Source organism: Halovenus amylolytica (assembly GCA_004015825.1).
GTDB classification, from domain to species: Archaea; Halobacteriota; Halobacteria; order Halobacteriales; family Haloarculaceae; genus Halovenus; species Halovenus amylolytica.
The window spans coordinates 72,174-87,993 of sequence record SAYS01000007.1; the positions used below are offsets into that span (position 1 = coordinate 72,174).

Consider the following 15,820-nt stretch of genomic DNA (forward strand, 5'->3'; position numbering starts at 1 on the left):
CAATGGCAGACGATAGTATCGCGGTTGTCGACCTAGAGAAGTGTCAGCCGGACAGATGTAACTACGAGTGTGCGAACTTCTGTCCACCCAACCGAACGGGCAAGGAGTGCATCGTCACCCGTGGCGAACACTACGAGGAAGACGACGTCTACTCGGGAACGGACGACCAGATCTGGATCTCCGAGGAGATCTGTCTGGGCGAAACCTGCGGAATCTGTGTCGAGAAGTGTCCCTTCGACGCGATCCAGATTCTGAATCTCCCGCAGGAACTCGACGAGGAGCCGATCCACCGCTACGGCGAGAACGCCTTCGCACTGTACGGGCTCCCCGCACCCGAAGAAGGGCGTGTGACCGGAATTTTGGGCCCGAACGGGATCGGGAAGACGACGGCTGTGCGGATTCTCGCCGACGAACTCGCACCGAATCTCGGCCAGGCGGGGGACGAACCCGACTGGGAAGAGGTGTTGGAAGAGTACCGCGGCACTGCGCTCCAGGAGTATCTCGAAGCGATGCGGGAAGGTGACGTAACTGTTGCCCGCAAACCACAGTACGTCGACCAGATCCCCGACCAGTTCGACGGCCCCACGTCGGCGCTACTCGAACAGACCAACGAACGGGGCGTACTGGACGAGCTGATCGACCGGTTGAACATCCGACCGGTGGTCGACCAGCCCATCGATACGCTCTCCGGTGGCGAGCTCCAGCGTGTCGCACTCGCCGCGACGCTCGCCCGCGACGCGGATTTCTACTTCCTCGACGAGATCACGCCGTATCTGGACATCAGCCAGCGGATGACCGCTGCGCGACTGGTTCGTGAACTCGCCGAGGAGGAAGACCGGTCGATGCTGGTCGTCGAACACGATCTGGCGATTCTGGATCTCATCGCCGACGCGATCCACGTCGCCTACGGCCAGTCCGGCGCGTTCGGGATCATCACCCCGCCGAAGTCGGTCAAAAACGGCATCAACGAGTATCTCTCGGGCTACCTCGAAAACGAGAATATGCGGATCAGGGAGACAGACATCGAGTTCGAGGAACACGCCCCACGGTCGAACACCACAGGTAGTGTCCTCGTCGAGTACCCAGAACTCGAAAAGAGCTACGGCGAGGGCGAGTTCTCGCTGTCGGTCGACGCCGGGACGATCCACGAAAGCGAGGTGCTGGGTGTCGTCGGGCCGAACGGGATCGGGAAATCGACCTTCGCGAAGATGCTCGCCGGCCGACTCGAACCCGACGGCGGCGAGGTGAGTTCACGGCTGGATATCGCCTACAAACCGCAGTACATCGAGATCGATCAGCCGATGCGTGTCGACACCTTCCTGTCGACGATCACGGACGATTTCGGTGGCTCCTACTGGACGACCGAGATCGCCCAGCCCCTCCAGCTCGAACCGATCATGGAGCAGAGCCTCGACGATCTCTCCGGCGGGGAGCGCCAGCGGGTCGCCATCGCGGCTTGTCTCTCCGAGGACGCGGATCTGTACCTCCTCGACGAACCCTCGGCACACCTGGACGTCGAGCAACGCGTGATGGCAACCTCGGCGATCCGTCGCTACGCCGAGAACCACGACGCGACGGCGATGGTCATCGACCACGACATCTACATGATCGATCTGCTCGCGGACCGGCTGCTCGTCTTCGAGGGCGAACCAGCCCAGCACGGGATCGCCGCCGAGCCACAGGGGATGCGCGAGGGAATGAACGACTTCCTCTCGAATCTGGACATTACGTTCCGCCGGGACGAACGAACCTCCCGACCACGGATCAACAAACCCGACAGCCAGCTGGATCGGGAGCAGAAAAATGCCGGCGAGTACTACTACGCGCCGTAACTGGTCGGTGTCACTCCTCAGATTCCTCGAACAGCGGTTCTGCAATACCGGCGAGCCCACCAGTCACGACACCGAAGAGTCCGAGCACACCCCAGTCCTGGCCGTCGAGCGTGTAGTTGCCACGACGGCCGGCGACTGCCGCGACCCCGGTCGCCGTCGTCTGGAGATATCGGCGGCGGGAGACAGTCGACCCGATCGAGTGGCCGGAATCGACGCTGTCGTCCATACACCACGGATATCATTCACGAAATGAAATCAATTCGGTGTGATATGTGACGGTACCCGGAAAACAAAAATCGAGGTGCACCACGATGGGAATCGACGAACCGGATATCGAACCAGCACAGTGTCCAGTCGTCGGTGTCGACAGTGAAGATGGCGTCGTCCACCGCCAGCCCGAGGCTCAGACGGCAGCCGCGTGTGCTGATACGACAGTTACGTTGCAGTACCTATCGAGCGGAACGCAAGAGAAAGGAGAGTGGTGAGGGACACCACTGTGGCGTCGGTCGGCTGGGGAAGGTCTCTACGGGTAGTTAGCCGCCCGCGTCGCCGGGGTCGCCAGTGTCCGCCTGTGCGCCGTCGATCGCATCGTCGAGGCCGTCCTCGACAGCCTCGTCGATGCGGCTCTCGCCGGGCAGCTCGCGGTCCATCGTGTCGTCTTCTTGCTCTTCGGTGACCGACTCGTCGCCAGTGACGGAGACGAAAATGTCGCTCAGCTCTTCGGTTCGATCCGCGGATTGTGTTTGGCTCATACAAAATATTGTAGTGTGTGTACCGATATAGAGATGATGCCAAACTGGTTAGGGAATTTCGCGGCAGAAAGTAACCTAACAGGTGAGGAGTTCTGTAACGTCACAGTAAAGACGAGACTCCCAAAGCACCAAAACGGGCAGTAGGGCCGGTCGACTGATCAGAGAGTATTTCGCTGGCAGGAGCCACAGAGTGTTTGTTCTTTGACATCAACTTCGCGCACCGTCGGCGAGAAGTTCATCACACAGCGTTTGTTGTCGCAGTGTTCGAGTCCGAGCGTGTGGCCGATCTCGTGGACGACTTCCTTGCGGACGCGGTCGGAGAAAATTTCGCCCGGCGACCGGTTCGAAAACCCCCCGTCAGACGAGGTCCGGAGCCGGTAGGTCGAGATGACACTGCCGTTGCCTCCGAGATAGGCGAGTCCAAAGACGTAGTTTCGGCGGTGGTAGAACAGATCCTTGGGTGTGATCGCGATATTTTTCGTCCCATTCCCGACCCGTTTTGCGAGGTCGATGAACTCCTCTGCGCGGTACTGCTCGCGCGAGGAGTCGTACGATCCAGATGGTACCGGTTCGGCGTCGTGAACGGTCACCTCACAGTCGTAAACGGAACGCAGGCCCGAGGATGCCTCCCGTTTGACCACTGCGTCGACCCCACCGACCGGCACGATGTCGACGTGCATGCAACTATATATTGGGTGCACCCAAATAAAAATCCCGTGCGAGCTGTCACCCGAGATGGACTGGTCTGCCGACTCACCGAGTTCGAACGAGTCGTCGAGATCGGGGTCGGCCACCGACCAGTTGTGGCCCGCGAGCTCGCAGCACGCGGGATCGACGTGACAGCCACCGACATCCACGACCGACAGCCCCCGGACGGAGTTCGCTTCGTCCGGGACGACGTGACCGATCCGACGCTATCCGTCTACACCGAGGCCGACGCGCTGTACGCACTCAATCTCCCGCCCGAACTCCACGGCGCTGTTTCCCGGCTCGCAGACCAGATCGGCTGCGCCTTTCTGTTTACCACACTCGGCGGCGATCCGCCGACAGTGCCAGTCAGCCGCGAGACGGTTCCCGGGGAGACCATCTTCGTGTACGATTCACAACGTGCTTGAACGAGGAGCCCCTGGCTGCGTTTAATGAACGTCGAGGCAGTGGTACTCGATATTGATGGCGTGCTGGTGGATGTCGAGAACTCGTATCGGCGAGCGATCATCGAAACGATCGACCGACTATACGACGAGCAGATCGACAACACGACCATCCAGCGGTTCAAGGACGCCGGCGGGTTCAACAACGACTGGGAGTTGACTGACGCCGTCGCGCTGTACTTTCTCGCCACAGGCGAGGGGATGGATAGTTCGATCAAAGAGTTCACAGACACGATCGCTGGCACTGGGGGCGGTCTCTCTGCGGCTCGGACGGCTGCCGGCGAATCGCTGACACCCGCCGACCGCGAGTTGGTCCTGAGTCGGTGGGATACCGACCGCCACAGGGAGATTTTCCAGCAACTCTATCTCGGCACCGAGCTGTACCGGGAGCTCGAAGGCGAGGAGCCGACGCTCGACTGTGAGGGATTCATCAACGACGAACCGGTGTTGATCGAGGAGGGGACGATCGAAGCGCTAACCGACGAGTACGCAGTCGGTGTACTGACGGGGCGGCCGGCTGCCGAAGCCGAGATCGCACTCGACCGCGTCGGGCTGTCGATCCCCGAAGAACACCGGTTCACGATGGACGACTGGGAAGCGGGCAAACCGCATCCAAAAGCGCTGATCACACTCGCCGAGCGGTTCGACGCCGACGCGGTCGCGTTCGCAGGTGATACGCTGGACGACGTCAGAACGGCAGTCAACGCCACAGAGAACGATTCCCGCACCTACCACGGGATCGGTGTGCTGACCGGCGGGCTCACCGGCGAGGACGGACGCAGGAAGTACGAACAGGTCGGTTCGGCGGCCGTCATCGACTCTGTCAACGACCTTCCCGAACTCCTCGAATAAGGCCAGAAACGTCCCCACCGTCACACATAACGGGATACAGACCTACACTCCCATATGAATCGGTACGCAGTCGCGACTGCCGTGTTGGGTGTGTTCTTTTTCGGGATCGCGCTCACGATGACAGGTGCCGCAGTTCCAGAGGTGCGACTGACCGTCGACGACGTGACTGTCAGTCCGGAGACGCCGACTGCCGGAGAGCCTGTCACCGTCGAGGCGACCGTCCAGAACTCCGCCGGGAGCACTCAAGCCGTCGAGATCGACCGCGTCGCGATCGTCGAGGACGGCGAGACGCTCGTCGACGCGGGCGGAGTCGGATCGCTGGCGGTCGGAGACGGGACGACGGTACCGCTGACGACCACGTTCGACGAGGCCGGCGTTCACGAGGTGACCGTCGAGTTCACTGGCACAGACGAAGACGGCCAGACGGTCACGGTGAGCCAGCCGCTCACTCTCGTCGTGGAGGGTGGCGCGCCCAGCATCGAGACGCGCAACAACACTGCCGTCGCGGGTGCCCCCGCGAACATCACGATGACCGTCGGCAACCCCACGGAGGCGACGCTACGAAACGTCGTCGTCAGCCTCGACGGGTCGGGGCTGGTCGGCGAGATCGACCGCCGTGTCGTTCCCTCCATCGATCCGGGCGAGGAAACCCCACTGAACTTCCGCCTGCAGCCGGAGTCAGCAGGTGAGACGCTGCTCGAAACGAACATGTCCTACACCACTGCCGCGGGGACGGAGGCCACAGTGACAAGCAGCGAGGTTCTCCAGATCCAGCCCCGTGAGGAACGAGTCGCCGTCCGTGTGACGACCCGGGAGCCAGCACAGGAGTCAGGCGGAACGGATCTCGGTGTGGGCGTCGCCGGGATTCTCGATCAGCAAAACAACAACGAGGAGTCCGAGGAGTCCGAGTCGGGCGTCCGTGTGACGGTGAGCAACGTCGGGAACGCACCGGTCACGGACGTGGTACTCGACCCACGGGCGGGGAACCGCTCGCTTGGCCCTCGACCCGTGACTGACGAACTCGCGGCGGGCACCGAGGAGTCTGTCGTCGTCTCGCTCGAACGGACGCCGGCCGCCGAGGTGCGCTTCGAGGCACAGTACAACACGGGCGGCGGCGAGTCAACAGCGTCGACGACGTACAGGCCGACACCGAACCAGGGCGCTGTCGCCGTCACGGGTGTCGACCTCGAACGGGACGGCGAGGAACTCGTGATCACGGGCGATATCGGCAACCGGGGCGAGGGTGAGGTGACCGGCGTCGTCGTGGCAGTCGACGAGGCCGAAGGTGTCTCGCCGTCGTACCCGGCCCGTGATTTCTTCGTCGGATCGATCGACGGCGACGGCTTCGCACCCTTCGAGCTCACGGCCACGATCGACGAAAACGCCACCCAGGTCCCGCTCGAAGTCGACTATCTCGTCGCGGGTGACGAGCGAACCGAAACTGTCCGGTTCCCGGTCGAGGGAGCGACCGAGACGGGCGGGAACGGTGGACCCTCCGCGCTAGTGATCGGGTTCGTCCTCGTCGTCCTCCTGGCAATCCTGACCGTAGGTGGGCTGTGGTATCGAAGAGGATGAGAGGGGCACAGCAGGCCGCAAACGATCTGGAGCCGGCCGTCGAGTTGCGGGATGTGACCAAACGATACGAGGGCGCGGAGACGGTCACCGCGCTCTCGAACGTCGACCTCCGGGTGTTGCCCGGCGAGTTTCTCGCCGTCGTCGGCCCCAGCGGGAGCGGCAAGAGTACGATGTTGAACCTGCTCGGCCTGCTCGACGTGCCGACCGAGGGCGTCGTCCGCCTCGAACGCGAGGATATCACGGTCCTGACCGAGGCAGAACTGACCGACGCCCGCCGCGAGTATATCGGCTTCGTCTTCCAGGATTTTCACCTGCTGCCGACACTCACTGCCGTGGAGAACGTCGAACTACCGACGGCGTTCATCGATGGGGAGTACACCGACCGCGCGGTCGATCTCCTCCGCCGGGTCGGGCTCGGTGACCGGCTCGATCACACCCCCGACGAGCTCTCCGGCGGGCAGAAACAGCGCGTCGCGATCGCCAGAGGACTGATCAACGAGCCCGCCGTCTTGCTGGCCGACGAGCCCACGGGGAATCTCGACCGCGAGACGGGAACGAAGATTCTCGACGAGTTCCGGGCCATCTGTGACCGCGGCGTCGCGGTCGTCGCCGTCACACACGACGAACTCGTCACGGAGTTTGCCGACAGAACTGTCCGACTTGTCGACGGCAAGATCGGGGAGGGAGACGATGACTTCGTCACGTGAGCAGTGGCGCGACGCCGACGAGGATTCCACCGGTGATCTCGAAACAGACGGCGGGATGGATCGGGATGCCCGCTCGGGGATGTCCGGCGGCCTCTGGCGGTTCCCGGCCTTCGCACTGGCCTGGCAGAACCTCCGCCGGAACCGGCTGCGCTCGCTGCTGGCGGCACTCGGCATCGCCATCGGCGTCTTCACGATCGTCGTTCTCGGGGTGTTCGGGACGGTGTTACAGCTGTCGGCCAGCCAGGAACTCGGCGGGATCGGCAACCAGGTGATCGTCTCGCCATCTGCCGAAACGGAGGCCGAGGCGCTGACACCCCGACAGCTCCAGGATATCCAGCGGTCGGCGGCCGGTCGCGGTACCGTCGTCCCGATCTTCAGTGACAACGCGCTCACGACGGCGAGTGGCGAGTCGACACCCACACAGGTGTACGGGATCGACAGACCGGCCGCGCTGTTCGAGGGACAGGAGGAGCCGCTGCCACGCCGGCACCGGGGTGGTGCGCTCGTCGGGTCGAGCGTCGCCGCCTCGCTGGATCTCCAGATCGGCAGCTCGATCGAGGTCGGCCAGGACAGCTACCGGGTGATCGGCGTGATGGCACCCGGTGAGGATATCACACCAGTCCAGCCGGACAACGCGGTCGTGCTGGCCGAACGGGAGTTCACTGGCGGCTACGATCAGGCAGTCATCGTCGCCGAGTCGCCGGCGGATGCCACGGCGATCGCGTCCGGTGTACGTGAGCGACTCAACGTCCGCGTCGAACAGGTCAGCGTCTTCGAACTCTCGGAGATCCTGGCGACGATCGGGGAGTTCTTTACGCTGCTCAATCGCTTCCTGATCGCACTCGGCAGTGTCTCACTGATCGTCGCCGGCGTGAGCATCTTCAACCTCATGCTGATGTCGACCGCGGAACGCCGGGGTGAGATCGGACTGATGCGAGCGGTCGGCATCCACCGACGGGACGTGCTCAAACTCCTGCTCGTCGAGGCCGCGCTGCTCGGTGCGGTCGGCGGCGTCGCCGGGGCTTTGCTCTCGGGCGCGGCGGCGCTGCTCCTGTGGGCAGTGACACCGGTCGGTCTCGACGTGGTGGTGGTCTCACAGAACGGACTCTATCTCGTCGGCGGCTTCGTCTTCGGCATCGTCGTTGCACTCGTCAGTGGCGCGTATCCGGCCTGGAAAGCCGCGAGCGAACGACCGGTCGAGGCACTGCGAGGGTGAGACTGTCGACAGAACGAGGAGAGACAGTCGGAAAGATGACGGGCGGTGGTAGCCGGGGCCAGCGCGGAGATCGGTGTCTCTCCTCGTCTAGAGCTACAGCCGAATTGTTAACAATCCCGGTGTTCACGAAAAAAATCAACACAGCCAGCCACGAGAGCCGGTGGGATCGGCCAGAAATCGCGCAAAAAACCCGACACCAGCATATTTGTGGCTGCCTCCGTGAGTTCCCGGTATGAGAACGAGCAGTGACACGGAGACGGAACTAACAGAACCGGTCGAGATCGGCGGGGTCGAGCTACAGAACAGACTCTACCGTGCGCCACTGCTCGAATGTGCCGGCAACGGCCCCGGCGCTGTCGAGACGTTCGTCGACGAACTCGAACCCGCAGCCGAGGCCGGCGCCGGCCTCATCTTCCAGGGCGCGAGTATCGTCACCGCGGACGGTGGCTGTGCCGCACCGAATATGACCCGCGTCCACGACCCCGACTTCGTCGAGGGGCTGTCGGCACTCACTGATCGGATCCACGACCACGGCTCGAAGATTTTCATGCAGCTCGCAGCGGGCGGGCTGCGGAGCTTGAGCATGTGGCACAGTGAGTACCGCGACAACCATCCCGGCGAGCAACAGCGAGCAGTCTCGACACCCCCGATCCAGCTCCGGGTGGCCGACAGACTCGGCTTTATCGATCTCCAGCCGGACGTCCTCTCGACGACGGAGGTGTACGACCTCGCGGAGTCCTTTGGCCGGGCGGCGGGCTACGCTGTCGACGCTGGCTACGACGGGATCCACCTCTCGGGGGCCAATATGGGCATCATCCAGCAGTTTCTCTCGCCGTACTACAACGACCGGGACGACGAGTTCGCCGACGGCGTCCGCTTCCTGCTCGCCATCCGCGATGCCGTCCGGAAACACGCCGGCAGTGTCCCCTTACTGACGAAACTCCCTGCAGAGACCGTCTCGCCACCGTTCGTTCGGGAAGGGCTGACCCGGAAGGATGGCCGGATCGTCGCACAAAGACTCGAAGGTGCTGGCTACGACGGGGTCGTTCCAGTCGAAACGTCGGTGTACTGGGATATGAGCATCATCAGAGGTGCCTATCCCGACCGGGCCTGGAACGCCGCCGACCTGCAGTCGGAATACGCGGACGTGTTCGGCAGTCGCGTGCGCGCTCGCGCAGTGAAGACTCTCAACCGACTCCAGGCCCGGTGGTTCCCACACGAGGCGGGCTGGAACGGAGATTTCTGTCGGCAGGTCAGAGACGCGGTCGATATCCCCGTCCTCTGTGAGGGCGGGATCCGGACGCGGGCCGACTGTGAGCGGTTGCTCGGGGAGAGCTGTGACCTCGTCGGGATGGGCCGGCCATTCTACGCCGAACCCCGACTCCCCGTGCGGCTGCTCTCGGGTGAGCGGGCGCTCTGTGAGAGCTGTAACAACTGCACGGTGCCACAGGCCGCCGGCGAACCCGGCCGCTGTCGGACCCCGGCGATCGTTCGCGAACGAGCGCGACTGGAACAGCAGGATTCATATAATCGAAACAACCAGTCATAAGTCCAATAACTTCGCTGGATATAACGGAGCGTGACTGGACCGCAAGCGTATCATTACCGTGACAGCAGACAACCGTGGTGTCGGGGTGTCGTTATTCGTCGTCCGGGCGATCGTCGATGAGGATCACGGCCTCGCCGTCGATCGCTGCGTCCTCACCCTTCATGACGCGGGTCCGGAGGCGATACTGGCTGTTGCCGAGATCCTCGATGATCTCACACTTCGCAGTGACGCGGTCGTCGATCCGAACCGGATTGTGGAATTCGAGGTCCTGCGAGAGGTAGACGACGATCCCGGGGACGCGTGCCAGCGCGGCACTGATCAGTCCGCCCACGAGCGTTCCGTGGGCGATGCGGCCCTTGAATCGTGTCTTCTCGGCGAACTCGTCGTCGAGGTGGAGTGGGTTCGTGTCGCCACTTGCCGCAGCAAACCACTTGACGTCGTTTTCGGTGATTGTCTTCGTGAACTCGAAGCGATCACCGACACTCAGTTCCGCTGCCGACTCCGTGGTCGATTCTGCGTGCCACTCCGGCAGGTCTTCTGAGGGTTCGATCCGCTCGACAGCCTTGGGTTCGGATCCCGAACCGTTCGTCCGGTCGGTGTCGGTGCTACTCCAGGCGGCGAACGCAGCCTGATTCGCAGCGATTACGTTTTCTACCACCTGAGAGGACGTCTCCGTCCACGTATCCAGCCACGGATTGCCGTACCAATTGGTACTCATCAGGGGTCTCTACGTCACACCAACGTATAAATACCGAGGCTGTATTATCAGCCCCTCGGGCAGTACCGGCCCAGGTTTCAGAAGAATATAGATCCATTCATCGGTAAACAGTGGTTCAGGGTGGTGAGACACACAACATTTATCTACTATTATTGTGTAGATTCGCATGACAGATGCCAGACGAAAGCGACGGCCAAGCGTGGCCACCCAACATGATGAAGCTGTTTACAGAGACGGGCGAGCAGGCTGTGGAGAAACAGCAGGAACTGTTCAAGCAGATGCTCGGAGCCGGCATGTCCGGGGGTATGGATATGAACCAGCTGGGTGCTATGAGTCAGACGGCGACGTTCAAGACGCGCGTCCAGAGTGGGGGGCGAATCAGCATTCCGGACGCGGAACGCGAGACGCTCGATATCGAAGAGGGGGATATCGTCCAGGCCGTCGTGGTTCCTGTCAAGCGCAACAGAGACGACGAATAACACCACGGCGATCAACCAGACAGTCATGGTCGACTACACGACACCCATCACGGCGACTTTCGAGCTACAGCGACGGACGATCGAACAGAGCCAGGAGGCCCTCGAACAGGGCGTCGAGTTCCAGAAGAACTTCCAGGAGGCAGTCATCGACGGACTCGACGGCCAGGAAGACGCACAGCGTCGGGCCGTCGAGCTCCAGCGGGAGGCGATTCACAGCACACTCGATGCCGTCGAGGAGAACGTCCCTGGTACGGAGTCGGCAATAAGCGAGATCCGCGAAACGGTCAACGATCAGTTCGACCAGCTGTTCGAAAACCACGAGGAAGCCTTCGAGAACATCACCGCAGAGCTCGAAGACGGGGCGTCGAGTTACGACACACTCGCAGTCGAGTATCTGGATGCGCTCGACGACCAGCTCGGGATGGTCATCGACGCCCACGAACAGCTCGAAGACCAGTCAGTCGAGGCGACTACCCAGATCACCGAACAGCTCCAGGCGCTCCAGCAACAGGTCGGAGAGATCCAGCAACAGATCAGCGAGATGGAGCTCGACGAGTAGCGTTTGCCGACAGTTGGCCACCCATTTTGGGCCATTTTTGCCGATAATCCCATATTACTATACACGTGGGAAATAGTAGCGGCTGGAAGAAAAACATACACGTGGGAATTATAGCCGGGGCTTTTTGTTGTTCCGCGGCGGAAATACACCTGATGAGCAATCAGAGACAAGACGACTGGAGCGAGCTATTCGGACAGATGAACGACGTCGTCGCGGATTCGATCGAGCAGAATCTCGAAGCACAGAACGCGTTAATGGAGTCGTGGACCGGCTCCTTCGAGGACTCGATGCCGGACGAGGACGCGATGGAAGACGGAATGGAAGGCTACATGCAGGCCTACGAGGTCTGGATGGACGCCGCAGAGGAGATGTTCGAGCGGACGAGTGACGCCGCCCAGGGCGAGGATGTCGAAGCCGAGGAGTTCCGTGATATCTGGCTTCGATCGGCGAACGAAGCCTTCTCGGAGGTTATGTCGACGAGTGCCTTCGCCGCCGCGAACGGCCAGATGGTCGAACAGATCATGGAGATGCAACAGGAAGTCGACGAGATGACACAGGATACGCTGGCCCAGATCGGGATCGCGACACGCGACGACGTCGACGAGGTCGGCGAACGCCTCATCGAACTCGAGCGGCGCCAGCACGCGGTCGAAGACAAACTCGATCGACTCATCGACGCTGTCGAAAACCAATAACCATGTCATACAATCCCTTCTCCGCAGCACTGGACGCACACACGCAGACACTGGACGCGCTCGCGGACGCGACCGAGCGCGCGGCCCTCGCACCCGAGCGCGCGACCGAGATGGAGGAACTCGAGGTGGGAATGACCCCCTCCGAGGTCGTCTACGAGGAGAACAAACTGGAACTACTGCACTACGAGTCACAGACCGACGAACAGAACGAGGTCCCGATTCTGATCGTCTACGCGCTGATCAACAAACCGTTCATTCTGGATCTCCAGCCCGACCGGAGCGTCGTCCGGCGACTGCTGGATGCGGGTCACGACGTCTACCTGATCGACTGGAACGAGCCATCGCGACTCGACAAACATCTGGGCCTGCACGACTACATCAACCGCTACATGGACAACTGCGTCGACGAGGTCCGGGAACGGTCCGGCCAGGAGAAGATCAACCTGCTCGGCTACTGTATGGGCGGTACCTTCAGTACGATCTACACCGCCCTGCACGGCGAGAAAATCAACGCACTCGGCCTGATGGCGGCCGGCCTCTACTTCGACGACAGTGGTGGCGTCCTCGAAAAGTGGGGCGACGAGGAGTACTACGACCCCGAGTCGGTCGTCGACACGTTCGGTAACGTCCCGGCGGAGATGCTGGACGACGGCTTCAAACTGATGGATCCGGTGGACAACTACGTCCGGAAGTACATCACCTTCTACGAGAACATGGAGAGTGACGGCTTCGTCGAGAACTTCGGCCGGATGGAGAAGTGGCTCGACGAGGGAATCGATCTCGCGGGCCAGGCCTACGTCGAGTTCCTGGAGAACATCTACCAGGACAACGCCCTCTACAAAAACGAGATGTATCTGAACGACGAGCACGTCGATATCTCGAAAATCGACGTACCGATCCTGCAGATCATCGGCGAGTACGACCACCTCATCCCGCCGGAGGCCTCGAAACCGTTCAACGAGGTCGTCGGAACGCCCGAAGAAGATATCACGACCATCGAGTACTCGACGGGCCACATCGGCATGGCTGTCTCGGGATCGACCCACAGCGAGGTCTGGCCGAAGGTCTGTGACTGGTACCACGATGTCTCCGAACGGATGAAAGAACAAGAGGAGGAAGACTCCGAAACGGACGTCAGCGATATCCAGGAGGAGGCCGCTGCACAGATCGAGATCGACTCGCCGGGCGAGGACGAAGCAGATACCGACGAGGAGGCAGAAAGCGCCGACGAGGAGACGATGGATCTCGAAGAGATCAGCGGCATCGGCCCGACCTACGCCGAACGGCTGCGTTCGGCTGGCTTCGAGACGACAGCGGATCTGGCCGACGCGGACCCCGAAGAACTCGCCGAGATCGCACAGACGAGCGAATCCTCCGTCGAGGACTGGCTCGACCAGCTGTAAGCAGACTCTTTTGCCGTCGATTTATTTGACCGGCGGTTGGATCGGTGATATGCGCGTCAGTGTCATCGGCGGTTCGACAGTCGACGAGATGCTCTACGAGCAGGCCCGCGAGGTCGGTCGGTTGCTCGGCGAGGCCGACCACGCGGTCGTCTGCGGTGGTCGTGGCGGTGTCATGGAGGCGGTCTGTCGGGGTGCCAGCGAAGCCGGCGGCAAGACGATCGGTATTCTGCCGGGGGACGACCGCCGGGCAGCGAACGAGTTCGTCGACACAGCAATTGCGACCGGAATCGGAAATATGCGGAACGTTCTCGTCGCTCTGAACGGGGACGGGACGATTGCGATCGACGGCAGTACCGGGACGCTCTCGGAGATCGCACTCGCACTGGATTACGGTCGACCCGTGGCTGGGATCGAGACCCACGATATCGCGGGTGTCGAAGCGGTGGAGACGCCACAGGAAGCAGTGGCGTACGTCGAAAAAGCATGAGTCAGTGTGTGGACTACTTTGAACAGAACTAGAAAAGCAAGAAAATCCCTCACGAGACGACGGTGATGCTGAAACTGCTGGAAAACAGCAGATGAACGTTGTCTAGAGTTCGTGCGTTTCAACGCTCAGTGAACCATCCGCGACCGTCGCCGTCATCATCGTCGCCCGAGTTGCTGGACTGGCACCCGTCACGCTACCGGGGTTGAGCAGCCGGATCCCATCGTGGCGGGTATCGAGCACCTCGTGGGTATGTCCCGAGACACCGACGGGATCGGCCGTCTCTGCACTGTCACGAACCGTCTCGGCGACGCGGGCCTCGTACCCGCGGGGAGAGCCAGTGCCGTGGGTGAGGACGAACTCGACCCCGCCGAGTTCGACCGACGCGACGGCAGGTAGTCCGATCCGTGGATCCATGTTCCCGCTGACTGCAGTGAGTTCACGGGCGAGTGCACGCATATCCGCGAGGGCGTTCTCCGAGTCGAAATCGCCTGCGTGCAGGACGTGATCTGCCGCTTCGATCCGCTCGCGGAACGACCCCGGAATCCGTCGCTCACGAGAGGGGATATGTGAATCACTGATGATCGCGATTTCCATATCTCATTGTCCGTCCGACGCAAATATGAAAGTACGTCTGGTGCTCAGTCCGAGAACAGACTCGTGTGGACCGGTGCGAACTGGTCACCGTCGTCGAACTCCTCCTCGGTGTCAGTGACGGCCTTGCCTCTGACTCCCTTTTCGAGGAAATCCGACAGCGGCGGGCCGACGTTGTCCGGTTCGACCAGGAACGCGTCGTGACCGTGGTCGGACTCGATGACGTGGTGTGCAACTGTAACGTCGGCATCGCGCATCGCCTCGGCGAGGGCTTCCGCCTGCGCAGGCGTGAAATGCCAGTCCTCGGTAAAGGAGATGACGAGTGACTCCCCTTCGAAGGCAGCGAGTGCGTCGCTGTCACCCTCGAACCCCTGCGAGAGATCGTAGTTGTCCATCGCGCGCGTGAGATAGAGATACGAGTTGGCGTCGAACCGCTCGACGAACTTCTCGGCCTGGTAGTCCAGATAGGACTCGACGTCGCGGTACGGGAAAAAGCCAGCCGCCGGATCGCTCGGGAACGTCCGGACGGCATCCCGACCTGCTGCGCGGCGGCCGAACTTCTGTTCCATCGAGGATTTCGAGAGGTACATGACGTGGCCGATCTGTCGGGCGATTGCGAGTCCGTCTTTCGGGTGCTCGCCGCCGTAGTAGTCGCCGCCCTGCCAGTCGTCGTCGGTGGTGATCGCTCTGCGGGCGATCGCATCGAGTGCGAGACACTGCGGGTCCAGACGGGCCGCGGCGGCGATGGGGACGATCCGCTCGACGTGATCCGGGTGGCGTTTCGCCCACTCCAGCACGTTCATCCCGCCGACGCTGCCGCCGACGACCGCGTGGAGATGCGGCACGCCGAGTTCGTCCAGCAGGAGTCGCTGGGCCTCCGTCCAGTCGGTGACCGTCACGGCCGGGAACTCGGTGCCGTAGGGCTCGCCCGTCTCGGGGTTGGTCGATTTCGGCCCCGTCGTCCCGTAACAGGAGCCGGGGACGTTCGCCGAGACGACGTAGTACTCCGTCGTATCGATCGCCTTGCCGGGACCGACGATATCGTCCCACCAGGCGCGTGCCTGGCCGGCGGTCCCCGAGGTTCGGCTGTGGCCGGCGACGTGGGCGCTACCGGTCAGCGCGTGACAGACGAGTACCGCGTTGTCACCGGTGAATTCGCCGTAGGTCTCGTAGGCGACTTCGAGTTCGGGGATCGACTCACCACACTCGAACTCGAACTCGCCCAGCGAGATCGTGTCGTGTTCTGTCTCCATC

Annotated in this window: 19 protein-coding genes; 13 read left to right on the forward strand and 6 right to left on the reverse strand. The window is 62.1% G+C overall.

What is annotated here, in order from left to right:
• The first annotated feature begins 2 nt into the window (after positions 1 to 2).
• Positions 3 to 1,832 carry a ribosome biogenesis/translation initiation ATPase RLI gene (locus EOW68_RS07400; RefSeq protein ID WP_128224522.1) on the forward strand — a complete coding sequence of 610 codons (1,830 nt, stop codon included), beginning with the start codon at positions 3 to 5 and terminating at the stop codon, positions 1,830 to 1,832.
• A gap of 10 nt (positions 1,833 to 1,842) precedes the next feature.
• On the opposite strand, the gene EOW68_RS07405 is transcribed toward EOW68_RS07400, so the two are convergent.
• Complete coding sequence (locus tag EOW68_RS07405) at positions 1,843 to 2,058, reverse strand: hypothetical protein (protein WP_128224523.1); 216 nt, start codon at positions 2,056 to 2,058, stop codon at positions 1,843 to 1,845.
• Positions 2,059 to 2,143: 85 nt separating this feature from the next.
• Here EOW68_RS07405 and EOW68_RS18580 point away from each other — a divergent pair, with 85 nt between their 5' ends.
• A complete protein-coding gene (locus EOW68_RS18580; protein ID WP_431358801.1) occupies positions 2,144 to 2,317 on the forward strand; it encodes a hypothetical protein in 174 nt (57 codons plus the stop codon).
• A 48-nt stretch (positions 2,318 to 2,365) separates the two neighbouring features.
• Here EOW68_RS18580 and EOW68_RS07410 read toward each other — a convergent pair whose 3' ends face one another.
• Together EOW68_RS07410 and EOW68_RS07415 are read right to left on the reverse strand one after the other, a co-directional pair.
• Positions 2,366 to 2,584 carry a hypothetical protein gene (locus EOW68_RS07410; protein WP_128224524.1) on the reverse strand — a complete coding sequence of 73 codons (219 nt, stop codon included), beginning with the start codon at positions 2,582 to 2,584 and terminating at the stop codon, positions 2,366 to 2,368.
• Positions 2,585 to 2,742: 158 nt separating this feature from the next.
• On the reverse strand, positions 2,743 to 3,264 hold the full coding sequence (locus tag EOW68_RS07415) for an archaemetzincin family Zn-dependent metalloprotease (protein WP_128224525.1): 522 nt from the start codon (positions 3,262 to 3,264) through the stop codon (positions 2,743 to 2,745).
• Between the two features lie 36 nt (positions 3,265 to 3,300).
• On the opposite strand from EOW68_RS07415, the gene EOW68_RS07420 reads away from it, so the two are divergent.
• The 6 genes from EOW68_RS07420 to EOW68_RS07445 all read left to right on the forward strand — a co-directional run bounded on the left by EOW68_RS07420 (position 3,301) and on the right by EOW68_RS07445 (position 9,634).
• On the forward strand, positions 3,301 to 3,699 hold the full coding sequence (locus EOW68_RS07420; protein ID WP_128224526.1) for a UPF0146 family protein: 399 nt from the start codon (positions 3,301 to 3,303) through the stop codon (positions 3,697 to 3,699).
• A gap of 24 nt (positions 3,700 to 3,723) precedes the next feature.
• Positions 3,724 to 4,587, forward strand: coding sequence for a TIGR01548 family HAD-type hydrolase (locus EOW68_RS07425; protein ID WP_128224527.1), 864 nt, complete (start codon positions 3,724 to 3,726; stop codon positions 4,585 to 4,587).
• A gap of 54 nt (positions 4,588 to 4,641) precedes the next feature.
• Positions 4,642 to 6,162, forward strand: a complete 1,521-nt coding sequence (locus EOW68_RS07430) for a COG1361 family protein (RefSeq protein WP_128224528.1) — start codon at positions 4,642 to 4,644, stop codon at positions 6,160 to 6,162.
• The gene (locus EOW68_RS07435) at positions 6,159 to 6,869 is read left to right on the forward strand and encodes an ABC transporter ATP-binding protein (RefSeq protein ID WP_128224529.1); all 711 of its coding nucleotides are present in this window, start codon (positions 6,159 to 6,161) and stop codon (positions 6,867 to 6,869) included. Before EOW68_RS07430 ends, EOW68_RS07435 begins: the two co-directional genes overlap by 4 nt.
• Positions 6,853 to 8,085, forward strand: a complete 1,233-nt coding sequence (locus EOW68_RS07440; RefSeq protein ID WP_431358802.1) for an ABC transporter permease — start codon at positions 6,853 to 6,855, stop codon at positions 8,083 to 8,085. Before EOW68_RS07435 ends, EOW68_RS07440 begins: the two co-directional genes overlap by 17 nt.
• Before the next feature lie 232 nt (positions 8,086 to 8,317).
• Positions 8,318 to 9,634, forward strand: a complete 1,317-nt coding sequence (locus EOW68_RS07445; RefSeq protein ID WP_128224530.1) for an oxidoreductase — start codon at positions 8,318 to 8,320, stop codon at positions 9,632 to 9,634.
• A gap of 91 nt (positions 9,635 to 9,725) precedes the next feature.
• On the opposite strand, the gene EOW68_RS07450 is transcribed toward EOW68_RS07445, so the two are convergent.
• The gene (locus EOW68_RS07450; RefSeq protein WP_128224531.1) at positions 9,726 to 10,352 is read right to left on the reverse strand and encodes a MaoC family dehydratase; all 627 of its coding nucleotides are present in this window, start codon (positions 10,350 to 10,352) and stop codon (positions 9,726 to 9,728) included.
• 173 nt (positions 10,353 to 10,525) lie between these two features.
• Here EOW68_RS07450 and EOW68_RS07455 point away from each other — a divergent pair, with 173 nt between their 5' ends.
• From EOW68_RS07455 to EOW68_RS07475, 5 genes are all read left to right on the forward strand, one after another.
• The gene (locus EOW68_RS07455) at positions 10,526 to 10,831 is read left to right on the forward strand and encodes an AbrB/MazE/SpoVT family DNA-binding domain-containing protein (RefSeq protein ID WP_128224532.1); all 306 of its coding nucleotides are present in this window, start codon (positions 10,526 to 10,528) and stop codon (positions 10,829 to 10,831) included.
• A 25-nt stretch (positions 10,832 to 10,856) separates the two neighbouring features.
• The gene (locus tag EOW68_RS07460) at positions 10,857 to 11,390 is read left to right on the forward strand and encodes a hypothetical protein (protein ID WP_128224533.1); all 534 of its coding nucleotides are present in this window, start codon (positions 10,857 to 10,859) and stop codon (positions 11,388 to 11,390) included.
• 152 nt (positions 11,391 to 11,542) lie between these two features.
• Complete coding sequence (locus EOW68_RS07465; protein ID WP_128224534.1) at positions 11,543 to 12,085, forward strand: poly(R)-hydroxyalkanoic acid synthase subunit PhaE; 543 nt, start codon at positions 11,543 to 11,545, stop codon at positions 12,083 to 12,085.
• Positions 12,086 to 12,087: 2 nt separating this feature from the next.
• On the forward strand, positions 12,088 to 13,488 hold the full coding sequence (gene phaC, locus EOW68_RS07470) for a class III poly(R)-hydroxyalkanoic acid synthase subunit PhaC (RefSeq protein ID WP_128224535.1): 1,401 nt from the start codon (positions 12,088 to 12,090) through the stop codon (positions 13,486 to 13,488).
• Positions 13,489 to 13,537: 49 nt separating this feature from the next.
• The gene (locus tag EOW68_RS07475) at positions 13,538 to 13,975 is read left to right on the forward strand and encodes a TIGR00725 family protein (RefSeq protein ID WP_128224536.1); all 438 of its coding nucleotides are present in this window, start codon (positions 13,538 to 13,540) and stop codon (positions 13,973 to 13,975) included.
• A gap of 102 nt (positions 13,976 to 14,077) precedes the next feature.
• On the opposite strand, the gene EOW68_RS07480 is transcribed toward EOW68_RS07475, so the two are convergent.
• Both EOW68_RS07480 and metX read right to left on the reverse strand, forming a co-directional pair.
• Positions 14,078 to 14,569 (reverse strand): metallophosphoesterase family protein, encoded by a 492-nt coding sequence (locus EOW68_RS07480; protein ID WP_128224537.1) that lies wholly within the window; start codon positions 14,567 to 14,569, stop codon positions 14,078 to 14,080.
• A gap of 44 nt (positions 14,570 to 14,613) precedes the next feature.
• Positions 14,614 to 15,819, reverse strand: coding sequence for a homoserine O-acetyltransferase MetX (gene metX, locus EOW68_RS07485; protein WP_128224538.1), 1,206 nt, complete (start codon positions 15,817 to 15,819; stop codon positions 14,614 to 14,616).
• Position 15,820 lies beyond the last annotated feature (1 nt).